The sequence below is a fragment of the Marinomonas sp. PE14-40 genome, assembly GCF_051623805.1.
Lineage (GTDB): Bacteria > Pseudomonadota > Gammaproteobacteria > Pseudomonadales > Marinomonadaceae > Marinomonas.
In genome coordinates this window covers 280,971-301,044 of sequence record NZ_CP130700.1, presented here as the reverse complement: position 1 = coordinate 301,044, position 20,074 = coordinate 280,971, and the positions used below count along the sequence as shown (strand labels likewise).

Below are 20,074 nucleotides of genomic sequence, written 5' to 3'. Positions count from 1 at the left end.
CTAACTACCCGGAGGACCATTGAGTATTTGTAAAAACCAGACAACAAAACCGTATGCTGCGATACCGCCAATTGTCAGTAAAGGTATGAGGATAAAAGTAAGAAATAGCGAGGTATTAATCTCTGCCATTTTGGTACGTGGGGCTGAAGTGTTTTGCTTATGAGTCATTAGAACCCTCCTATAGCGGGATAACTCTATAGGAGGGAAAATACGCCTTTAAAAAGCGCTTATCTATGTAAATACGAGCAGTGCCTGACCTGCATCAGAGATAAGCATTTTTTATTCAACATTAATTTCAAAGTCGATATTTAGTGATATAAGTCAGTGTGTTTTCTAAACCATGACAGAAGTGAGCTTAAGTTGAACTTAAGCTGAACTATCATCTATTTTTTGAGATTAACGTGTTGGATCTATCACACCAGAGACTGAATTATTAATGCGAAACCAACCTGCGATACTATGCCTTTGGCGATTCGCGGGGATGACTTGATGAGGAAAGTCTTCACTTAAGAATACCGCTAAACGGCCCTTTTGAGGTAAATAACGACCAACTTCTTTTTCATGGTCATGTTCATCAAATAATACAAACTCACCCGCATCTTCAGCTTGCCAGTTATCGTTGAGATAAAGCACGGTAGAGAGCACTCGATTGCTTTTGCCTTTAAATGCATCAAGGTGCTTTTCATAATAACCACCCGCTTGATAACGAGCATAGTGGGATTCATAGTCAAACAAACCCAACATAAATTGGCGGTTTAATACCTGCTTAAGCACATCCATGGCGTGTATAAAATCTCGACCTGCAGGATGAGAGTCTTCTAACCAGCAAATATAGTCACGTCTTGCGTCCTGCTTTTGTATATAGTCTTGCTTACGGCCTACACCTGCAAGTTTCATGTCACTCACTTCAAGTGATTCAGCTTCAGCTTGCAACCTGCTTACCAAGCTCTGATCAAGCAAGCTATCCTGAATGCTATAGCCTTGTATGCGAATATCTTCAATCAATTGGGTCAAGCCATCCGTTTGAAAGAAGCGCGTGATATCAGCATCAAATTGCATAAATATTCCAAAAATACATTAGGTTAGAATTCAGTGAAGGCGCATAATACGCGAAACCACCTTACTTGTAGAGAGACAGACCTTGATTTCAATCTGGGCTAACATCAAGTAATGACTATCAATAAAAAAGAATATATCTAAGTTTAAGATCGCAGCGATGTCAGACCCTATAAAACCCTATACATTAAGGGATTATCAGCAAGATGCAGTCAATGCTACCTTGTCCCATTTCAGGCAAACTCAAGATCCTGCCGTTATCGTATTACCGACAGGCGCGGGTAAAAGCTTAGTCATTGCTGAGCTTGCTAATATCGCCCGAGGTCGAGTACTTTGCCTGACCCATGTGAAAGAGTTGGTCGAACAAAACCATGCCAAATTTTGCCTTACTGGACGCCCTGCTGGCATTTACTCTGCGGGATTAAAACAAAAATCCTTAGATCATCAAGTCACGTTTGCCAGTGTGCAATCTGTCTTACCTAACCTTACTGACTTTAAAGACCCGATTAGTTTATTAGTCATTGATGAGTGCCATAGGGTTGCCATGGATGAAGACAGCCAATATCAAAAAATACTGACTCATTTAAGCCAAGTTAACCCAAATATTAAAACCTTAGGCCTAACAGCAACCCCCTTTCGACTTGGCTTTGGTTGGATTTATCAAAATCACTACCATGGCTTTAATCGCAGCCAAAAAGAGACCGTCTTTAAAAAGTGTATTTACGAGTTGCCACTACGTTATATGATCAAACATGGCTTTCTCACTCCACCAACGGTCCACGACGCCACTATCGCAAATTACGATTTTAGTGCACTTGAAACCAATGCTTTTGGCAATGCCAGTGAAAAAGATCTCAATCATTTAATTGGCCAGTACCCGCGAGTAACTCAAGCCATTTTAGAGCAAGTGATTGAGCTGGCAAAAGAGAGAACTGGCGTGATGATCTTTGCCGCTACCGTTAAACATGCGAATGAGATAATGGGTTATCTGGCAGCTGAATCAGCCGCGTTAATTACGGGAGCCACCAGCCATGGTGACAGAGATCAGATCATCCAAGATTTTAAGCAAAAGCGGTATCGTTTCTTGGTTAATGTATCTGTATTAACCACTGGGTTTGATGCCCCTCATGTGGACATGATAGCGGTGTTAAGACCCACTCAATCCATTAGTCTTTATCAACAAATTGTGGGCCGTGGCCTACGTTTAGATGAAGGTAAAGAGAGCTGCTTAATTCTGGATTATGCGGGTAATGGCTATGATCTATTTACCCCAGAAGTTGGCGAAAAAAAACCAAATAAAAACAGTGAAGCTGTGATGGTAGAATGCCCTCAATGTGGCTTTCAAAATACGTTTTGGGGTAAAACAGACGAAGAAGGTCAACTTATTGAACATTATGGCCGTCGTTGCCATGGACTAGCTGAAACTCCAGATGGTGAAGAAGCTTGCGACTACCGCTTTAAATTTAAAAGCTGCCCACATTGTGACGGTGAAAATGACATTGCCGCGAGAGTTTGTCAGACCTGCCACAAGGATATTATTGACCCTGATGAGCTACTTAAAAAAGCATTAAATCTAAAAGATGCGAAAGTCATCCGCTGTGCAGGTATTAAAGTTGAATTAAATGAAAAAGAAAATACCGTATTTGTGCGCTACTTCGATGAAGATGGCAATGAACTGACTGAAAACTTTAAGCTCAATAATGCAGCCAGAAGAAAAGCCTTTCAACAAGAGTTTGTCAAACGTATCGCCTCTGGCATCACTCAAGTTACGATTAGTCAGGCCAAGGAAATTACGCCTTTTTTACCTTATTTGCCTCACCCTGATTTTGTCATCGCTCGAAAATCTCAACATTATTGGAAAGTGACTCAAAAGCTCTTTGATTATCAAGGGGCTTATCGTAAAGCAAACCAGTTATCCCATAATGAGAAGGCTTAGCGTTAGTGCCTATCTAACGCAGCTATTTAACTCAACCTTTAAAACGCTCTTCGGCCGTTTGATACATATGTTCAAATGGTCTGTTAAGCTGTAATAAACGGGTGAGCCAAGCATTTTTAGTCTCTGCTTGACTTGCCAGCATATCCAATAAAACCTGTTGAAAGTTTGCCACCATATTCTCGGCAAAAATACGTGATGAGCTCTCATCAACGCCAACCTCATCAAACCTTTGCATCACAGCTTGTGTCAGCACCTGCAATTGGGTTTGAAAAAAACCTTTTTGTAATAAGCTTTGCCCTAAAACGAGCAAGGTGAACTCGCGGTACTCAAGATAGAAATCAAATAAGTTTTGCGAATAATGATATAAAAAGTCACAAGGATGAGGCTTAGGCGAGGTGCTTAACTCATTGGCAGATTGATGTAACGAGGCATCCATCTCATCAAAGAAAATTTCTTTAATTAAGGTCATTTTATCAGGAAAGTGAGCAAAGAACGTTCCCACAGCAACCTCTGCCTGAGCACTGATCGCACGGGTATTAGTCGCTTCTATTCCTTGTTTTAAAAATGATGCCTTCGCGACTTGCTTAAGCTTTGATCGCGTATTCGCTTTTTGCTGCTGGCGAGAATTGAGCATTTTTGTCTTCGCTGACATAACACAACCTAAAAGAGAAAATAATGCCCATTATTTTAAAGTATTTGCTGATAAAAGCCATAATTCGCTGGCATGACAAAAAAGCTTTTTAGCAGATAAAGATGGAAAGCGTCGTTTTTTACGTCTCTAAAAAGTGATATCGCTAATTTCGACTATTTTTGGACGATTATCCGTGTAAATCATGCCATAGCCTTCTCTAATAAATTCGGCAATTTGCTCTTGTCGACGGTCAATATGTTTAGAAATGATCGCCACCGCCTTCTCGGTATTCCTTTCTAACAAGGCATCAATGTAGTCCAAATGATCTGTATGATTATCCGTTGGACGATTGGCAAGATTAACCCAACGGATAAAGTAGATACGCTGATTAATTTGGCGCAAGGTCGAAAGTAATTCTTGATTACCTGATAACGCGACCATACTTTCATGAATCTGTTGATCCATTGCAATGAGCTTCTCTTTGCGAACATCATCTGAAATATTAGAATATTCAAGCGCAATTTTTTTCACGGCTAATAATTCTTCATCCGTTGCGCGTTTCACTGATAAGTAAGCGGCTTGTTCTTCAATAATTTTTCTAAATTCAAATAAGTTAAACACTTCTTTTTCGTTTAACATGTGGCAAAAGAAACCTTTGTTCCTTTCCCATCTTAGTAATTTTTCTGACACCAACTTTTGCATGGCTTCACGCAAAGGCGTTCGACTCACCCCCAGTTGCTTAGCCAATTGCACTTCATTGATACGTTCTCCAGGCTTAAAATCATAAGAGATCGCCATATTACGAATCACATTGTAAACATCTGATTTTGAAGTCAATTGACTAGCTTCCATTTTATTCTCATTCAATTCTTAGGGGTAAAGCATTGGCTATTAAGCTGCATTATGACACCTATATTTTTAAACATACAGAAGATACTAAACCCCATCTTTGTTAGATAAGTTTTGCTAATTCTTCACTGCGTTTTTTTGTTGCTTGTACGACATCATTCATTAAGTTATCAAGCGCACTATCCTGTATTAAGACCTTCAAACCCGCCTCTGTTGTTCCTTTAGGGCTGGTGACATCTTTACGCAACTGAGCAGGCTCTTTATCTTGTGATTCTAACAAGTATGCCGCACCTAAAACCGTGCTGATAGCGAGTTCTTTTGCAAGTTCAGCAGGGAGTTCAGTATTTTCAGCCGCTTTAACAAAGCTTTCAACAAATTGAAATAAGTACGCAGGACCACTTCCACTCACGCCTGTCACATCATCGATAAGCGCTTCACTTTCTACCCAAGAGAAGAAGCCTAAAGGCGAGAATAAAGACTGACAAAAAGCTTTGCTTGATGAATTCATAACAGAACTTGTATAGCCTACAGATACACCTTTTTGAATAAGACAAGGCGTGTTCGGCATAATACGAATGACATTGGCTAATCTGGGTAGCAATTTATGCAATGCACCACAAGTGATACCTGCGGCAACTGAAATCAATTGGGTTTTATTATCAATCCAAGCATCGTAGCTGGAAAGTGTTGCCGCTATTTGCTGAGGTTTAAGCGCGACCATGACATAGTCATAAGTCATTTCTGGCAATTCATCAGAACCCGTAAATAAGTTTACACCATGGTTTTTTTGCAAGTCTTCAAGCAAAGACGCGTTAAAGTCCACAATATAAATCTGTTTGCCTTCAATCCCACTTTTAATCCAACCGTTAACAATCGCGGAACCCATTTTACCGCACCCTATCACTAAAATTTTCACATCGTCTTGTGCTATGTTTTGATTATTTTGCATGTCAGCTCCGAAAAATTAAAAAGCGAAGTGGTCTCTCGACCACTCCGAAAGGGTGCAAATTACATATCTTTATACTGAGCAAATGATTTCTTGTTTTGCTCATTTACATAATCGGAGGAAATAATCGGCGCGTATTTCACAACATCATTTTCACCTAACCCCATGTCTTTGGGGTCGATAACGGTATCGGGAGTTGGATCAAAGAAAATAGCAATTGAGTGACGCTCATTACCTGATTTATTAATAACCCTATGAAGGTTGGAGCTAAACCTATCATTAGACCAACGGTGTAAAAGGTCACCTACATTACACACTAGAGTCCCTGGAATTGGGACTGCGGTTACCCATTCGTTATCTTTGTTTAAAACTTCTAAACCGCCATTCATATCCTGTAACAAAAGCGTTAATACGCCATAATCTGTATGTGGCGCAGAGCCATACCTTTCTTCTTTTTCATCTTGAGCTGTCGACACTGGATAATAAACAAGCTGTCCTCTTGCCATCGGCGTTTGATAACGTTTTAGGAAGAAATCATCTTCTAAACCCAACGCAAGACTAATGGCTGATAAGATTTTATGACCGACATTACAGGCATGATCATAATATGGCAGTAATGTTTCTTTTAATTCAGGGGATTCCTTATCCGGCCAGATATTATCAGCAATGAGCGGTAATTCTTTTCGCTTTTTATTAAGCGCTTCTGTCCAGCTTTCAGGCCCCCAGAAAAAGATCTCTTTCAGATCATGGGTTTTAGCCCCTTTAAGTGTTGCCATACCTGGCCCTAACCAACCACGTTGACTGGTATTGACGGGGGCTTCATTTTTAAGGGCTGCTGGTTTATCGAAAAATTCACGCATTCCTTTTGAGGCAGTATCAATAATGTCTTGTGGAATACCGTGATTAGAGACATAGAAAAAACCTTTTTGTGTCACTGCATCTAATATTTGAGCGGCAACGTCTTCGATACCTTCACCTGATAAAAAGTCAGATATATCTATTACGGGAATATCATTTTTCGAAATACTTTTAACCACACCATATTCCGTATTCTTAATGGTTTCTTCTTGGTTAATGACACTTTCTGACGCTTTATGTAAATCCACTTCATTCGTTTTCATGAATTGCTCCAGTAATCTAATTCAATCAATTTATTATTTTTTATTTTGTCTTTTAGCTTTTTTAGAGCGCAGACAGCCATCCCAGCTAATTTAAGCTGAGTCCTTGATCAGCCAGTTGGCTGATCAATCTAGGCGTGAGTTCGTTTTACTATTAGGGTTAGCTATCTAGGTTTAATTTCTTCTTAGCCATCAGTTTTGGCGCCAAAATCAGGCTGGATAAAATAGCGACAACACAGATCACACGAATCGAAAGTTCGAGCGATGAGTTGAGCGCGAGATAAGCTCCGACAAATGGCAGAATAATACGCAGAGACAGATGCAAGTGAGCACCTAGGTATCCAGCTATTGCTCCTGCGACCATAGTGAGTCCACCAATAATGGCGATCAAGTGACCAATAATGTTCTGCCACTCTCCTTCCATTCGCATTTCGGGTACAAATAAATAACTTAAGCCGACGAAATACCCAGCTATTGCCATTCTTGAAGCCTGTAACCCTGTCTCTAATGGGTTACACCTCGCGATTGACGCTGCTGCATAAGAGGCAATAGATACTGGCGGTGTCGCATCTGCCAAAATTGCAAAATAAAAGACAAACATGTGTGCAGCTAAAATAGGTACTCCAAAGTCATTAATCAGCATAGGTGTACCTACTGCTGCAGTAATGACATAAGCTGCGGTCGTTGGCACACCCATCCCCATAATCAAGACAACAAACATCAAAATAAATGCTGCCATCCAAAGATTGCCGCCAGAAACATCTGCAATAATGCTACCGATAGAAACAACCAGCCCTGTTTTGGTTAACACAGCGACAATAATGCCAGCACCCGCGCAGGCAATAGCGATAGGTGCAGTATTAGCACCTGCTTTATACAAGGTATTAAACAAAGCCTTTACTGAAAAACGTGTATTTTTTCTGAAAAAGGTTATGACTAAGGTAGAAACAATTGAGTAAAGCGCAGCGGTATGAGGCGAGTAATGCATCATGAGCAAGACAACCAACACAACGATTGGCACTAAAAGGTGAATGTCTTTTAGAATATCTTTAAGTTTTGGTAACTCTTCAGCGCTCATGCCTTTTAAGTTGTTTTTCTTCGCCTCTAAATGCACAGAGATAAATACCAAAGAAAAAAAACAAAAAGAGCCTAAAACAGCAGCAACAATAATGTCTGAATAAGGCGTATTCGTCATTTCAGACATTATAAAGGCACCTGCTCCCATTATTGGTGGTGCACTTTGTCCACCCACACTGGCCGCTGTCTCAATACCAGAAGCCACTTGAGGGCGATACCCTATCCGCTTCATCATGGGAATAGTGAATGAACCAGTTGTAAACACATTAGACGAGGCCGAGCCACTCATGGTGCCAAAAAATGCAGAAGTAACAACCGATACTTTCGCAGGCCCTCCTGAATAACGCCCCGCTAGCATCTCTCCGCCATTGGTAAAGAGACGGCCAACACCACTGCTTTCCATAAAAGCACCAAAAGCGATGAAGATAGCAACCATGGTGGCAGCAATACCTGTAATTGAGCCAAATATCCCCTGGCCTGTGGCTAGGTATAAAGTCTCAATAATTTCGCCATAGCCAAGAGGCCTATAGTGGAATACGCCTGGCATATAATCTGTGACAAACAAATAGACAATACAGACAGTTACTAGACCTGCTAATACAGGTGAAACCGCTCGGCGTATACCTTCAAGTATCACTAAGGTTGCGATGGTGCCCATTACCATTTCAATCGGTAGTGTGTCATCAACGCCTTCAAGACGGAAATTGATTCGATCCGCTTCCATCCAAGAATAAGCAAAGGGTAGAAGGGCAACCAAAAATACTAAAATGTTTGACCAAGTGGGACAAAAATTATCTGTGTTGGTCCCTCTTTTTCCGGGGAAAAGTAAAAAGATGAGAGATACCATCAAAAATAAATGAATGGATCTTTGCGTTCTTGGCTCAAGGTAGCCAATAAAAGCGCTATATAGGTGAAAAGCCGCACCGATAAACGCCCAAATAAATACAAACTGCATCAATAAGCGTTGTTTCAATGGAGATGATGCATCTAATGAAATCATTGTATTGCCTCTTATTATTCAGAAAACATCTCCCTAGGCAGCCAAAACTACCTAGGAAGAATTACTTACAACTTACATATAACCTTGTTCTGAATAATATTTAGCAGCGCCTGGATGAATTGGCGCTGGTGCGCTTTGCATTGCGGTTTTACAATCAAATACGGACATGCTGTTATGGATGGTCGAAAGTGCATTCTGATCTTCACAAATCGATTTAGTGATCTTATAAACAGTATCGTCTGAGACCTTGCTACTTACCATCAAGGTAGTAGACATTTTAATTGTGCTAGCATCTTGAGCAACATTTGAGTAAGTATTAGCAGGGATACGAGCATCTAGGAAGCCGTAGTTAGAATAGAGCTTAGACAGCTGCTCTACCCCAAAGTTAACAAAGCCAACTGGTCTTGATTGGTTCATTTCAATTACAACAGAGCCAGGTAGTCCTAAGTTACCGAATACATAATCAACCTGTCCGTCTTTAAACTGTGAGCTTAGTTCTGAGAAGCTACCATGGTTAATTTTAAAACCTTGTTTTTTACGCAGTGTGTCATAGTCAGTATTATTAGCTTCTAGAATCCAACGAAATGCTTGCTCGCCTGATGAACCGCGCTGAATCACGCCAATTTTAACGTCCTTGCCAGTTAACACTTCTTCGATAGTGGTGTATTTCGCATCTTCAGCACGAATGAAGTGAGTATATACATCAGAAAAGCTCATGCCGATGGTACGAAGGTCATCATGTTTTTTGCCATCAAAAAGCACTGTGCCTGTATGAGCTTGGAAGGTGAAGGTATCAAGCCCCCAACCTAGCTGACTACGACCACGGTTTACCTTAGTTGGATTGGCAGTACCACCACCAGGTACAACCTTGATATTAAAGTCTGGGTTATCCTTTTTAATAATGTTCGCCAATCCGGACGACATGCTGTACCAACCGCCACCTAACTGCCCAGATGTCCATTCAATTGTCTCCGCTAAAGCAACACCTGAAAAGCACAAGCAACTAGATACAGAAATGACTTTCATTAAATTTTTCATAGGTTCTCTCTTTTTTTATTGTATTAATATGATCTACGTCAATTGGTATACACAACTGTATACAGTTGTGTATACTCATGCAAGCCAATTTTTTTGGTACATAAAATCTAGTCATTATTTGCATAAAAAGAGAGATAATGATTTTTTAGCACGGGCCAAGACATTAGATAGATCTAATGTTTTATAAGTAGATTGAAGAAGTTAGGTCAGTAAACACCGCAGAGTGATTAACTAAAACATTGTTATTATTCGTTTTTATTGCGTGATAGGTTTTATGAAAAAAACATGAGGAATTAACTGCCACTCAACTTTTTCACCCCTTTATAAGTAGAAATACTAGGTGCTTTTAGTTAGCTCTATGAGTCATCATTTCAATTTAAAAAAACTAAAAAATAGTATGAAAAATCTTAAAAATATAAATGCTAAGAAGGATTAAAGAAGGTGTGAAAAGGGTGAAGCGCTAAGTTTGATAAGCCAGCTTTTAGTTAACAGTGATTGCTTAGGTGCTTTTTTAGGTACTTTTTTTGATGTTATTGTTAAGGGATTATCAATAACTACTAGGTGACCTGCGATCAAGTCACCTATTTGCCGTTTGCTCTTTTCAGAGTCGTGGAAAAACGTATCAATCAAGGTGTCATGTTGCGCCCTTCGCCATAAACCTAGGCGCTACTATCGACACACTGAGGCGGGAAGACTTATTTACAGCGTCCCTAGCTTATGATTCGTTCAGTGTTTCTAAACTTAGCACCAACTCAGACATAAACCCTTCTATACGATAAGCGTTTTTACCAAAATCATGATTACCAATCCTTGAGGAAGAGCGCATATCTACACGCGTTTGACCATCGACTGACCTAACCCTTACCACGACATCATCCATAAACCAAAAAACAGGTGTCGTAGCCGTTGCTTCTATAACACCTGCAGTGGGATACAAAGATACCACCTGCCAACCTTGTTGCCTTACAAGATCAACGACTTTACGAAAAACTAAGCTAGAGGATTTGTCGGTAATAACAGGTTGAACTTCAGGATAAGAAGCCTTTTGGATTTTAGCGAACGTTTTTGGATAGCTAATATCATTATCCCCTGCGTGCCTAAAGCTACTCATGGTGATAAAGGCAGGAGGAGTTTGAGTATCTGTTGTTATATCGTTGATTAAAGGCAAATCCATTTTAGGGACATAAAAGGAAAGCCAAGCAGTTGAATATAGCCCTGAGAAAAGAATGCAAGCTGCGATAAAACAGCGTTTTTCATTATTGCAAATTTCGCGGCATTTCCAATAAGCAAAAATAGAAAAAAAGAAAAGGAAGATAGCAGCTAGAACAGTTTTCTTAATCAGTATAAAACCAACGACAGGTTCTAATAGTCCAACCCGAACGCCAGCGATTGAAACAAAGGCCATAGACCCGGCCAAAACAATTAATCCGTATAATGTAATAGGAATGAAACGTTGCATATAAAACTCAATTATTCTTCTTTAAAAACACAATAGCGTGGAGAGAGGAGAGAAAATAGAGGTGGGAAAGCGATTCAAGATTGATTCCTTTTTATTTGCATAATTATCTTTTACTGGTCGTTTTACTTACAGAATTGTGCCACAAACTTAGCAATTACTTTATATTAATATGTGTTTTACTAATATCACTCATAATAGGTAGTCATCTAGATAAAGTCTTAGCCATTGCTGGGGAAAGCTAACATAAGCTTGTATTTTAGGCACGCTTTGCTCTTCTCTTAACCTTGCGATGAAGGCAAATCCTGCGATACGTAGATGCAACAATTTGTAGGTCCCCATATTATCACATCGTTCAACATCACATAATAAGGCATCATCATAAGGTTTATCCCAAACATGGACAAACTCAGGCCTAATCCCGACTTTTAATGAGTTATATGGCTTATCTTTTAGCTGAGTAATTACGTTATTTTCTAATGCTAAATGGCAATTACCAATAGAGACCCCCATTGAATTTAACTTTGCAGGAAAGATGTTCATCCCAGGGCTACCTATAAAGTGACCGACAAAAGTATGAGCAGGGTCTTCAAACAGGGCTTTAGGTGTACCAAACTGCACTATTTTACCTTCATACATGACAGCAATTTTATCAGCAAAAGTAGATGCCTCTAACTGATCATGGGTCACATAAATCATAGTGATATTAAATTTGCCATGAATTTGCTTTAATTTTCGACGTAATTTCCACTTTAAAGCAGGGTCAATCACGGTTAATGGTTCATCAAATAAAATCGCCGAAACATCATCACGAACTAATCCCCTCCCCATCGAAACCTTTTGTTTTTCATCTGCAGTGAGTTTTTTGGCTCTTTTATTTAAAACACCATGTAACTCTAGTAATTCAGCAATTTCATTAACCTTAGATCTCACTTTAGATTCGTGTAACCCAGCATTACGAAGAGGAAAAGCTAAATTATCAAAAACAGACATGGTGTCATAGACCACTGGAAACTGAAAAACTTGAGCGATGTTTCTCGATTCTGGCGGAACCTGATTGACAGATTCTTGATTAAAAAGCACCTCACCTTGTGAAGGCTGTAACAAACCAGAAATGATATTAAGCAAAGTGGATTTACCACAGCCAGATGGCCCTAATAAAGCGTAGGCACCACCATGCTCCCAAACATGATCCATGGAATGAATAACAAAATCTTCAATGTTAGAGTCTTTAAATTGAGAAGACTGATAACTGTGAGCAATATTTTTTAATTCAATTTCTGCCATTCGATCTTTGTTCCTTTACAAAGCCCTTTTGAAACATAGGTTTATTTAAAACGCACTAACTGAATTGATCTCTATTTAATTAAGTATTGTCGCTAACCCGCATTAACACGAGCAATTCTGCGAGCTTCACCGACAAACTCGCTCAGCAAAACTACCTAACCCTCTAAAAATTAGCAATAAATCAATCATAAATTCGAATAAGAGTAACAAAAAGCGAACAAATGCACGTGTAAAGAAGTCTTAAAAAGTGTTCATTTTTTGTATAATTGTTCAATTTTGAACAGTTGACACTGAACAGTAACAAGAGAGACACTGTTCAAACTGATTCTGTAAATAGATTTAGTAGAATGATAATAAAAACTGCTATCAACGCTTAAGGCAGATGAAAATGGCCACTGAAAAAACCGATTCACACCAGGAAATCATTGATAACTCTTGGGATAGGTGTCGAAAATATGGTTTAACTCACAGCAGTGAAATCAATATCAATCGTCCTCAAGCTGACGTTATATCAGATATTGTTGAAGCCAATAACTTCCTTGTTCATACCACGCACACTGAAGTGTTACCCTACTATGAACACATTTTGTCCAATACTGAATGCCTAATCATGTTGGCGGATCACTCTGGTCGAGTCCTCGACTCTTGGGGTGACCAGCGTTTTATGAATTCCGAGCGCAAAGCCATGTTTGAACAGGGCGTTGCTTGGCAAGAAAGATCATTAGGAACCAATGCTATAGGGACAGCTTTAGCAACAGGCCAGCCAGTACAAATAGAAAGGGATGAACATTTCTTAAAAGCTAATCGCTTTATGGTGGGTTCAGCGGCGCCTATCTATGATGTAAACAGAGAATTAGTTGGCGTTATTGATGTTTCAAGTGACGCTTATTTACCTCAGGCTCATACTCTTGGCATGGTTAAAATGATGACGCAGTCGGTTGAGAATCGATTAATCATTTCTATGTTTAAAGACGAAGCCTTTACCCTTACCTTTAATACCAACTTAGATATTCTTGATAGCCAATGGTCAGGGTTAATTGTATTCAATGAAGAAGGCTCGATTATTTCAGCCAATCGTCGTGCTGAACTTTTATTAGCGCAAGATTTGGCTCTACTTAATATTGAAAGTATTTTGAACATTAGTTTAAGAGAGCTGAAAAACCACCCAGAAGAGTTACCACTTGATCTAGTAGCCTGTAATAAGTTCCGTATCTATGGCATGTTAAAGCGCCCTAATATGCCCAAACCCCGTGAATTAGATTTTAGAAAGCAGCTCAAACCTGTTCCGCAAGCGTTTACTTTAGAAAGCATAAACCTTGGTGACTCTAAACTTAAACGCGCTATTGATCAGGCCAGTCGTGTCATTGAGAAAGACATTCCTATTCTGATACACGGTGAAACAGGTGTCGGTAAGGAAGTTTTTGTTAAAGCGCTACATAACTCCAGTAGTCGTGCAAAAATGCCATTAGTGGCATTAAACTGTGCCGCGATTCCCGCAGATCTGGTTGAATCAGAATTATTTGGCTATGAAAAAGGGGCTTTTACCGGTGCTAACAATAAAGGGTCGATTGGTCTCATTCGTAAAGCCCATAAAGGAACACTCTTTTTAGATGAGCTTGGCGACATGCCTCATAATGTACAAGCAAGGCTTTTAAGAGTCTTACAAGAAAGGCAAGTCACACCATTGGGTAGTACAGAAAACTATTCGGTCGATGTTCGTCTAATCTCAGCTACTCATAAGAGCTTAAAGCAAAGTGTTGCCATTGGTGAATTTAGACAAGATTTATTTTACCGAGTATCTGGTCTGAATATTTCTTTACCTGCACTAAGAGAGCGGGAAGACAAGCAACTGCTTTTCCAACAGGTGCTTAACCATTATTCAGAGGCAAATATTCCGCCATTATTATCGGCTAGTGTGACTAAGTTATTTGGGAGCTATTCTTGGCCTGGCAATATTCGACAACTTGTTAGCGTACTTCAAATAGCTGAAATCATGTCTGATGGCCAAAGCATTCAACTGATGGATCTACCTGATGACTTTATTTTGGAAGTAGAAGAAGAGCAACGCCAAGTTGAAGATAATATCGATTACGCCCCACCAGAAAAGCAAGATAACTGGCTAGCTGTATTTGAAGCAAATGATAGAAACGTTTCTAGAACAGCAAAAGCACTTAATATTAGTCGCAATACGCTTTATAAAAAATTAAGAGAGCTGGACTTAAAATAAACTTACCTCATAATAGCCGGTTTTCTTGGCTCCTAATTTTCCATGACAGACTCTAGAATACGATTTAACTTGCATCAGGTTGATCATTTAAGGCAGTACTGCCAATCTATTTCAACCCGTCCATTTGTTGCAAGGGGCGCAAACTTAACCCGCTGCCCTTCTTGCCTTATGGCTCATGACGCCTGCTTTTGTGATGCAAGAGTTGAGACAAATTTACCGATTGAAATTGTGCTCTTGTACCATAGAGATGAGATCCATAAGCCAACAAACAGCGGTCGCTTGATTGCAGACCTATTTCCAAAACAAACTCATGCTTTTTTGTGGTCGCGCAAAGACCCAGAGTCTAAGTTACTTGATCTTTTAAATGAGGAAGATAGAGAGATAGTTTTACTCTTTCCTGATGTGGAGAAAAAGAATACGTCATTTGAAGTTAACTCTGAGACAAGCCCGTCTAGCACTAAAAAGACGACCCTCATTTTATTTGATGCGACCTGGAAGCAGGCGAGTAAGATGTTTCACTTAAGCAAATGGTTAAGAAATTACCCTTGCTTCAATATTAATGTGGAAAAGCAAAAAGCCTTCTTAGTGCGTCATGCCAAACATGACATGCAGTTTGCGACGGCTGAAGTGACGGCCATGGCGCTGAATGCCCTTGGTTATCACGAAAAAGCCAGCCAACTCATGCAATACAATGCGACTTTTAATCAGCATTGCTTGATGAGTCGTAAAAGGTCTGGACAGGTGAAAGCTAATACTTAAGACTTTTTTGATAATAAGGTACAGGTACCATCACTAAAAAATTGAACCGCCTGCTTCTTCTTTTTCCCTAACAGAAGTGGGCCATTATCAAAGAAAAGAAAATTCTTCCAACTACGCTTAAATACGCCATAGCTTGTTTCAATCACATCATCTTGGTGATAGCAGAAGTAAATAATATTGTCGTCTTGCCAGTTTTCTAAATGCGCCAACACCTCATCAGGCAGAGGCTCATCGTCAGACTCCCAACGGGTTTGCCAATCTAAATTAAGGCCAATGGCTTCAGGATCTTGAGACCAATCCTTTTGGTTAAGATGATCAGGATGAGTGCGCTCTTGACTAATATAGTCTCGCCATACTTGATTAGCCCTAAGTTCAGAGAAAGGTTTTATATGAGCAAGATCTTCAGGTTGAATAAAAGGGTCTGAACGTTTGAATATCCAGGCTTTAGCAAAGCCATCAAGCGGTTGGTAAGGCATTTAGAATTTGGTTTCCTAACAATTTAGAGGGCGAATTTTAAGCAATTCGAATCACACAATTTATTGGCTATAAGATACAGCAAATAGGTAAATTTTAACATAAGCATACACGCCTTTTATCAAGCATCACCTAGAAGTAGATAGATGAATTTAATTCACCTACTTGCTGAAAAAGCATCGTTTGTTGAAATAAAATCCACTCTTTATAATCTCCCAAATAGACATTAACTCCATTTACAGAGAAACAAAATGAACAACATATCAAGCACAGAAATTTATGACTCAAACACATTCACGCTTCTTGCAACCTTAAAAGAGTACATAGTTAAAATCAAAAACATGATCACAAGCCCCGAAAAATTAAGCGACTTGACCATGCAAAACCCTGTCGATTTAGACTCAAAAATTGAATTAATTAACAAAATCAACAAACTAGACTTTATGTCAAAGTGATAATATAAAGTCTAAGCTTAACCTTCACTTATTAAGGAAGTGGAAGATGTCATTTAAAGCCATTATTTTTGATTGTGACGGTGTCATCGTTGATACAGAGACTATCTCTAATAATATTTTTAAGGCAAAACTCGCGGCATTAGGACACTCTCTAACTGAACAGGATATTCAAACACTATTTACTGGCTATACAACAGAGAAGAACTTAGAAACTGTCGCTAATATTCTTGGTTATTCATTACCTGAAAACTTTAAGTCTGAACTAAAGGCCGCTTATCAAGCCGAAATGGAAAGACACCTCGAATGCATTCCAGGCATTCCTGAGATACTTCATAATCTAAACTGCCCTTTTGCTATGGCAACCAATGCCCACCGATCAGATATGGAGTTTAAGTTAGCAAAACTTGAACTTGGCCAAATTTTTACTCAAAGGTTCTGTGTTGAAGATGTTGAACAGCCTAAACCTTCACCAGACCTATACTTACTCGCCTCAAAAAACTTAGGGGTACAAGTAAAAGAATGCTTAGTCATTGAAGATTCAATTGCAGGTATCAGAGCTGGCGTTGCAGCTGGAATGACAGTATTTGCCTATAGCGAACAAATGAATGAAAGTGAGCAATTAAAGGCAGGTGCTAGTCGATGCTTTGAGTCCATGATAGAGCTAAAACATCAACTAGATGAGATTGGGCTGTCTCGCAAAATTTTTACTTAGTTAAATTGCGGTTACTTAGCTAAATCCTTTTGTAATTGCTTTAGTAAGCTTCTCGGCAAGTCATTAATCGTTAATGATTGAGTGGCTTCATTAAATGAAATGCTTTCCCCTAATAAATCACTATCAAAACTTAACGTTAGCGTCTTATTGCTACCAGAATAACGTGTTAGTTTTTTCAAGCCAGCCTTTTCAATAAAGATTTCTTTTTCAAGATTAAAGCTTTCTGAAGCAGCAAGATCCAAAAACTTACTCGCTTGATCAGCCGAGAACTGAGTTTCTATTTCGGCAGCGATGTCTTTAAGTTCAATCGGCTCTTTATCTTCGACTTTTTCAAGGCAACGATCAGCCACTACTCGCTTTAATTCCACAGCAGCTTTTTGTGGTACATTCATCTCTTGGCAGAAAGCAGAGGTTAAATCTACTAGCTTACGGGTTTCTTTAGCGGCAGCTGCAGGTTCGTTACACCCGATGAAGGCAGTAAAGTAATCACTTTCATGGCGTGGTGCGCGACCAAATCGAAAAGCGATATAACGCGCCTCGTCTTCCGCTTTCCAAGCAGATAGATTAATGCGCAAAGCCATATGCAACTTATCCATTTCAATTTGGTTAATTTGCTCAAGACTCAAATCAGAATTAAGTACGACACCTTGTTTTCGCTTCAATAAAACAATTAATAAAAAACTAGTATCTTGAACTTGATAATGATGGAACCATAAAAGTCCACCTTCCACATCTTCAACAGGCTCTAAGTGTCTAACATATTCGGCCGCGCAAGCTTTGGAAAATCCGACAAAGTCACTAAAACCTACCCCATCAAAATGCTGCTTAATTAAACCCGGTAATTGAGACCCTTCATCACTTCCATCTGGATTACTGAATCGGCCAGTATTCATGCCAGAACGATTAAATAAATCATTAATTTTTTGTGATAATGCCAAGGCTTGATCATCAACAGCCATTTCTTCAGGACGTGCAATCAGGAGTGCTTTATCATTGGAACTGTTTTTTTGTATTTCATGAACAATGAGGTTCGAAATAGACACTATTAGCCTCTTAAAGTATTCTGTTTTATTAGCCTTGTATTTTGCTGCATTCATGCCAATCTATCTAGTTAAATAAATAAAACTGTTTGTAATTAATCAGCTAGTTAGGCAATCAGTTAGACAATCGCTTTAATTTAAAACGTTTTGCGGAGCAAGTCCCTTTATTATGGTAAAACCCAAACCGACGAAAAAGGAAACCAGACAAGAAATTGCCGATCAAATTGAGGCATTCTTAAAGTCTAAAGGGGAAATACAGCAAGCAGACATGGGTGAGTCTGGGCTTGTTGACGGCAAATATAACACTAGCCACATTGGTTTTGGTGAGCCTAGACAAGAAAGGACGCCTTTGAACCATGTTGTTGCGGAAATGCAAAAAAGAAAAACGGGATCAAATACACAAGCACCAGCGATTAAGCGTCGTAAGAAAGTCATTGTTTATGATGATTTTGGCGACCCTATACGCTGGTATTGGGAAGAAAGCTAAAACAGTCTTTCACTGGAACCAAGTGAATTTTAACACGCGTAACACAAGGATCTATCGTAAATGAGCATAAAATATCTTCACGCCATGATTAGAACATCTCAACCAGAAGCCAGCCATGAATTTTATACCAAAGGCTTGGGTCTTATTAAAACGCGTCAATTTGATAGCGAATCTGGTCAATTTTCTTTGATATATTATGCAACAGAAGAAGGCGCACCCGAGGTTGAGCTCACCCATAACTGGGATGATAGAAGCTATTCTAATGGGGACAACTTTGGCCACCTTGCGTTTAGCGTGTCTGATATTTATAAAACGTGCGACACCCTAAGTAATATGGGCATTACCATCTTACGCCCTCCAAGAGACGGTCATATGGCCTTTGTTAAAGATCCTAATGGTATATCTATTGAACTATTGCAAGAAGGTGAATATTTAGCACCAGCTGAGCCTTGGCAATCAATGGAGAACACAGGCTCTTGGTAATCTGACATTCAAGAAACGAAAAATTGAGAATAGCAAAAGTCGAAGACATCCGTTTTTGCTATTTTACTTATAACTTAAAAGGATTTCAGTCCTCAAAATAACGATTACAAATTAGATCAAAAGCTACATTCAATAACATTCCTATCCAATCAAAATTACAAACCACGCTTTTTTAACACAAATTACACAAAGTTCTGCAAACCATTGAAATTTGCTACATTTTTTGTATAAAACTTTTTCTAGCAATACTTTATTATTATTAAATAGTTATTGTGGAAATTTTTATTAGGACTCACTGTCGAGGCATTATGAAAAAACATCTTCTATTCATTCTGACGTTACTTATCTGTTCACAGATAAATGCCGGCTCCTTATATGGAGACAAGGTGCGTTCACGCCTTGCAGATACGGATAAAGATGGTGTCATCGATATAAGAGACAGATGTAACAATACAATATATGGCGCTAAGGTAGACAACTATGGCTGCAGCAAAACCAGCACCAAGCTTTTATCTGTCGAGCTAAAGGTATTGTTTGATACGGGCAAGCATGAAGTAAAACCTAAATTCTATAGCGAGCTAAGAAAACTGGCTAGCTTTCTTAGGAAGAACCCTGCCAGTGCGGTTGTAATTGAAGGCCACACAGATAACGTAGGATCTGCTAAAAGCAATCAAGCCCTATCACAACGACGTGCATCAGCTATTGCAGATGTACTCACCAGTAAATTCCGCATAGCTAAAAACAGAGTTGAACCAAAAGGCTTTGGCGAAACGGCTCCAATCACGACAAATGATACTGATTTTGGTCGTGAAGCGAACCGCCGTGTTGTTGCAGAAGTCTTCTCAAGACAAACAGCGTCCCTAAAACGTTGGACAATTTACAGTGTTGATGAAGAAAATAAAACAGCGCTCACTAAACGATAAGCCTAAACATAAGGCCATGACTTGAAGCAAAATCCCAAATCAAAGTAATAAGCCTTATATCCTCCCCCCTAATCTTTACCATTTACAATCAGTTTCCTTTAACCACACCTTTCACTTATA

The 20,074-nt window shown here is 39.3% G+C and carries 19 protein-coding genes; 7 read left to right on the top strand and 12 right to left on the bottom strand.

Features of this window, described 5'->3' with window-relative positions:
• Complete coding sequence (locus Q0A08_RS01270; protein ID WP_438464329.1) at positions 1-168, bottom strand: periplasmic nitrate reductase, NapE protein; 168 nt, start codon at positions 166-168, stop codon at positions 1-3.
• Between the two features lie 228 nt (positions 169-396).
• Positions 397-1,059, bottom strand: a complete 663-nt coding sequence (locus tag Q0A08_RS01265; RefSeq protein WP_438464328.1) for a 2OG-Fe(II) oxygenase — start codon at positions 1,057-1,059, stop codon at positions 397-399.
• A 157-nt stretch (positions 1,060-1,216) separates the two neighbouring features.
• Here Q0A08_RS01265 and Q0A08_RS01260 point away from each other — a divergent pair, with 157 nt between their 5' ends.
• Positions 1,217-2,992, top strand: coding sequence for a DEAD/DEAH box helicase (locus Q0A08_RS01260; protein WP_438464327.1), 1,776 nt, complete (start codon positions 1,217-1,219; stop codon positions 2,990-2,992).
• 31 nt (positions 2,993-3,023) lie between these two features.
• On the opposite strand, the gene Q0A08_RS01255 is transcribed toward Q0A08_RS01260, so the two are convergent.
• The 8 genes from Q0A08_RS01255 to Q0A08_RS01220 form a co-directional block, all read right to left on the bottom strand.
• The gene (locus tag Q0A08_RS01255; RefSeq protein WP_438464326.1) at positions 3,024-3,644 is read right to left on the bottom strand and encodes a TetR/AcrR family transcriptional regulator; all 621 of its coding nucleotides are present in this window, start codon (positions 3,642-3,644) and stop codon (positions 3,024-3,026) included.
• A 126-nt stretch (positions 3,645-3,770) separates the two neighbouring features.
• Positions 3,771-4,475, bottom strand: a complete 705-nt coding sequence (locus Q0A08_RS01250; protein WP_438464325.1) for a GntR family transcriptional regulator — start codon at positions 4,473-4,475, stop codon at positions 3,771-3,773.
• Between the two features lie 100 nt (positions 4,476-4,575).
• Positions 4,576-5,421: a pyrroline-5-carboxylate reductase gene (proC, locus tag Q0A08_RS01245; protein ID WP_438464324.1), complete on the bottom strand. Its 846-nt coding sequence runs from the start codon at positions 5,419-5,421 to the stop codon at positions 4,576-4,578.
• A gap of 59 nt (positions 5,422-5,480) precedes the next feature.
• Positions 5,481-6,539, bottom strand: a complete 1,059-nt coding sequence (locus Q0A08_RS01240; protein ID WP_438464323.1) for an isopenicillin N synthase family dioxygenase — start codon at positions 6,537-6,539, stop codon at positions 5,481-5,483.
• Between the two features lie 157 nt (positions 6,540-6,696).
• Positions 6,697-8,613: a TRAP transporter permease gene (locus Q0A08_RS01235; RefSeq protein ID WP_438464322.1), complete on the bottom strand. Its 1,917-nt coding sequence runs from the start codon at positions 8,611-8,613 to the stop codon at positions 6,697-6,699.
• Positions 8,614-8,685: 72 nt separating this feature from the next.
• Positions 8,686-9,651 (bottom strand): TAXI family TRAP transporter solute-binding subunit, encoded by a 966-nt coding sequence (locus Q0A08_RS01230; protein ID WP_438464321.1) that lies wholly within the window; start codon positions 9,649-9,651, stop codon positions 8,686-8,688.
• Between the two features lie 715 nt (positions 9,652-10,366).
• Positions 10,367-11,110 (bottom strand): DUF1499 domain-containing protein, encoded by a 744-nt coding sequence (locus Q0A08_RS01225; RefSeq protein WP_438464320.1) that lies wholly within the window; start codon positions 11,108-11,110, stop codon positions 10,367-10,369.
• Between the two features lie 189 nt (positions 11,111-11,299).
• Complete coding sequence (locus Q0A08_RS01220) at positions 11,300-12,394, bottom strand: ABC transporter ATP-binding protein (protein ID WP_438464319.1); 1,095 nt, start codon at positions 12,392-12,394, stop codon at positions 11,300-11,302.
• 388 nt (positions 12,395-12,782) lie between these two features.
• Here Q0A08_RS01220 and Q0A08_RS01215 point away from each other — a divergent pair, with 388 nt between their 5' ends.
• Together Q0A08_RS01215 and Q0A08_RS01210 are read left to right on the top strand one after the other, a co-directional pair.
• Positions 12,783-14,621 carry a sigma-54-dependent Fis family transcriptional regulator gene (locus tag Q0A08_RS01215; RefSeq protein WP_438464318.1) on the top strand — a complete coding sequence of 613 codons (1,839 nt, stop codon included), beginning with the start codon at positions 12,783-12,785 and terminating at the stop codon, positions 14,619-14,621.
• Between the two features lie 42 nt (positions 14,622-14,663).
• Entirely contained in the window at positions 14,664-15,380 is a 717-nt protein-coding gene (locus Q0A08_RS01210; RefSeq protein ID WP_438464317.1) for a tRNA-uridine aminocarboxypropyltransferase, read from the top strand.
• On the opposite strand, the gene Q0A08_RS01205 is transcribed toward Q0A08_RS01210, so the two are convergent.
• A complete protein-coding gene (locus Q0A08_RS01205; RefSeq protein WP_438464316.1) occupies positions 15,377-15,856 on the bottom strand; it encodes a DUF2947 family protein in 480 nt (159 codons plus the stop codon). The genes Q0A08_RS01210 and Q0A08_RS01205 overlap by 4 nt on opposite strands.
• A gap of 499 nt (positions 15,857-16,355) precedes the next feature.
• Between Q0A08_RS01205 and Q0A08_RS01200 the strand changes: the two genes are divergently transcribed.
• Complete coding sequence (locus Q0A08_RS01200; RefSeq protein WP_438464315.1) at positions 16,356-17,021, top strand: HAD family hydrolase; 666 nt, start codon at positions 16,356-16,358, stop codon at positions 17,019-17,021.
• A gap of 11 nt (positions 17,022-17,032) precedes the next feature.
• Here Q0A08_RS01200 and Q0A08_RS01195 read toward each other — a convergent pair whose 3' ends face one another.
• On the bottom strand, positions 17,033-18,064 hold the full coding sequence (locus tag Q0A08_RS01195; protein ID WP_438464314.1) for a nucleoid-associated protein: 1,032 nt from the start codon (positions 18,062-18,064) through the stop codon (positions 17,033-17,035).
• Positions 18,065-18,230: 166 nt separating this feature from the next.
• Between Q0A08_RS01195 and Q0A08_RS01190 the strand changes: the two genes are divergently transcribed.
• The 3 genes from Q0A08_RS01190 (at position 18,231) to Q0A08_RS01180 (ending at position 19,954) form a co-directional block, all read left to right on the top strand.
• On the top strand, positions 18,231-18,548 hold the full coding sequence (locus Q0A08_RS01190) for a hypothetical protein (RefSeq protein ID WP_438464313.1): 318 nt from the start codon (positions 18,231-18,233) through the stop codon (positions 18,546-18,548).
• Positions 18,549-18,608: 60 nt separating this feature from the next.
• Positions 18,609-19,031: a VOC family protein gene (locus tag Q0A08_RS01185; RefSeq protein ID WP_438464312.1), complete on the top strand. Its 423-nt coding sequence runs from the start codon at positions 18,609-18,611 to the stop codon at positions 19,029-19,031.
• 308 nt (positions 19,032-19,339) lie between these two features.
• A complete protein-coding gene (locus Q0A08_RS01180) occupies positions 19,340-19,954 on the top strand; it encodes an OmpA family protein (RefSeq protein ID WP_438464311.1) in 615 nt (204 codons plus the stop codon).
• Positions 19,955-20,074: the final 120 nt, after the last annotated feature.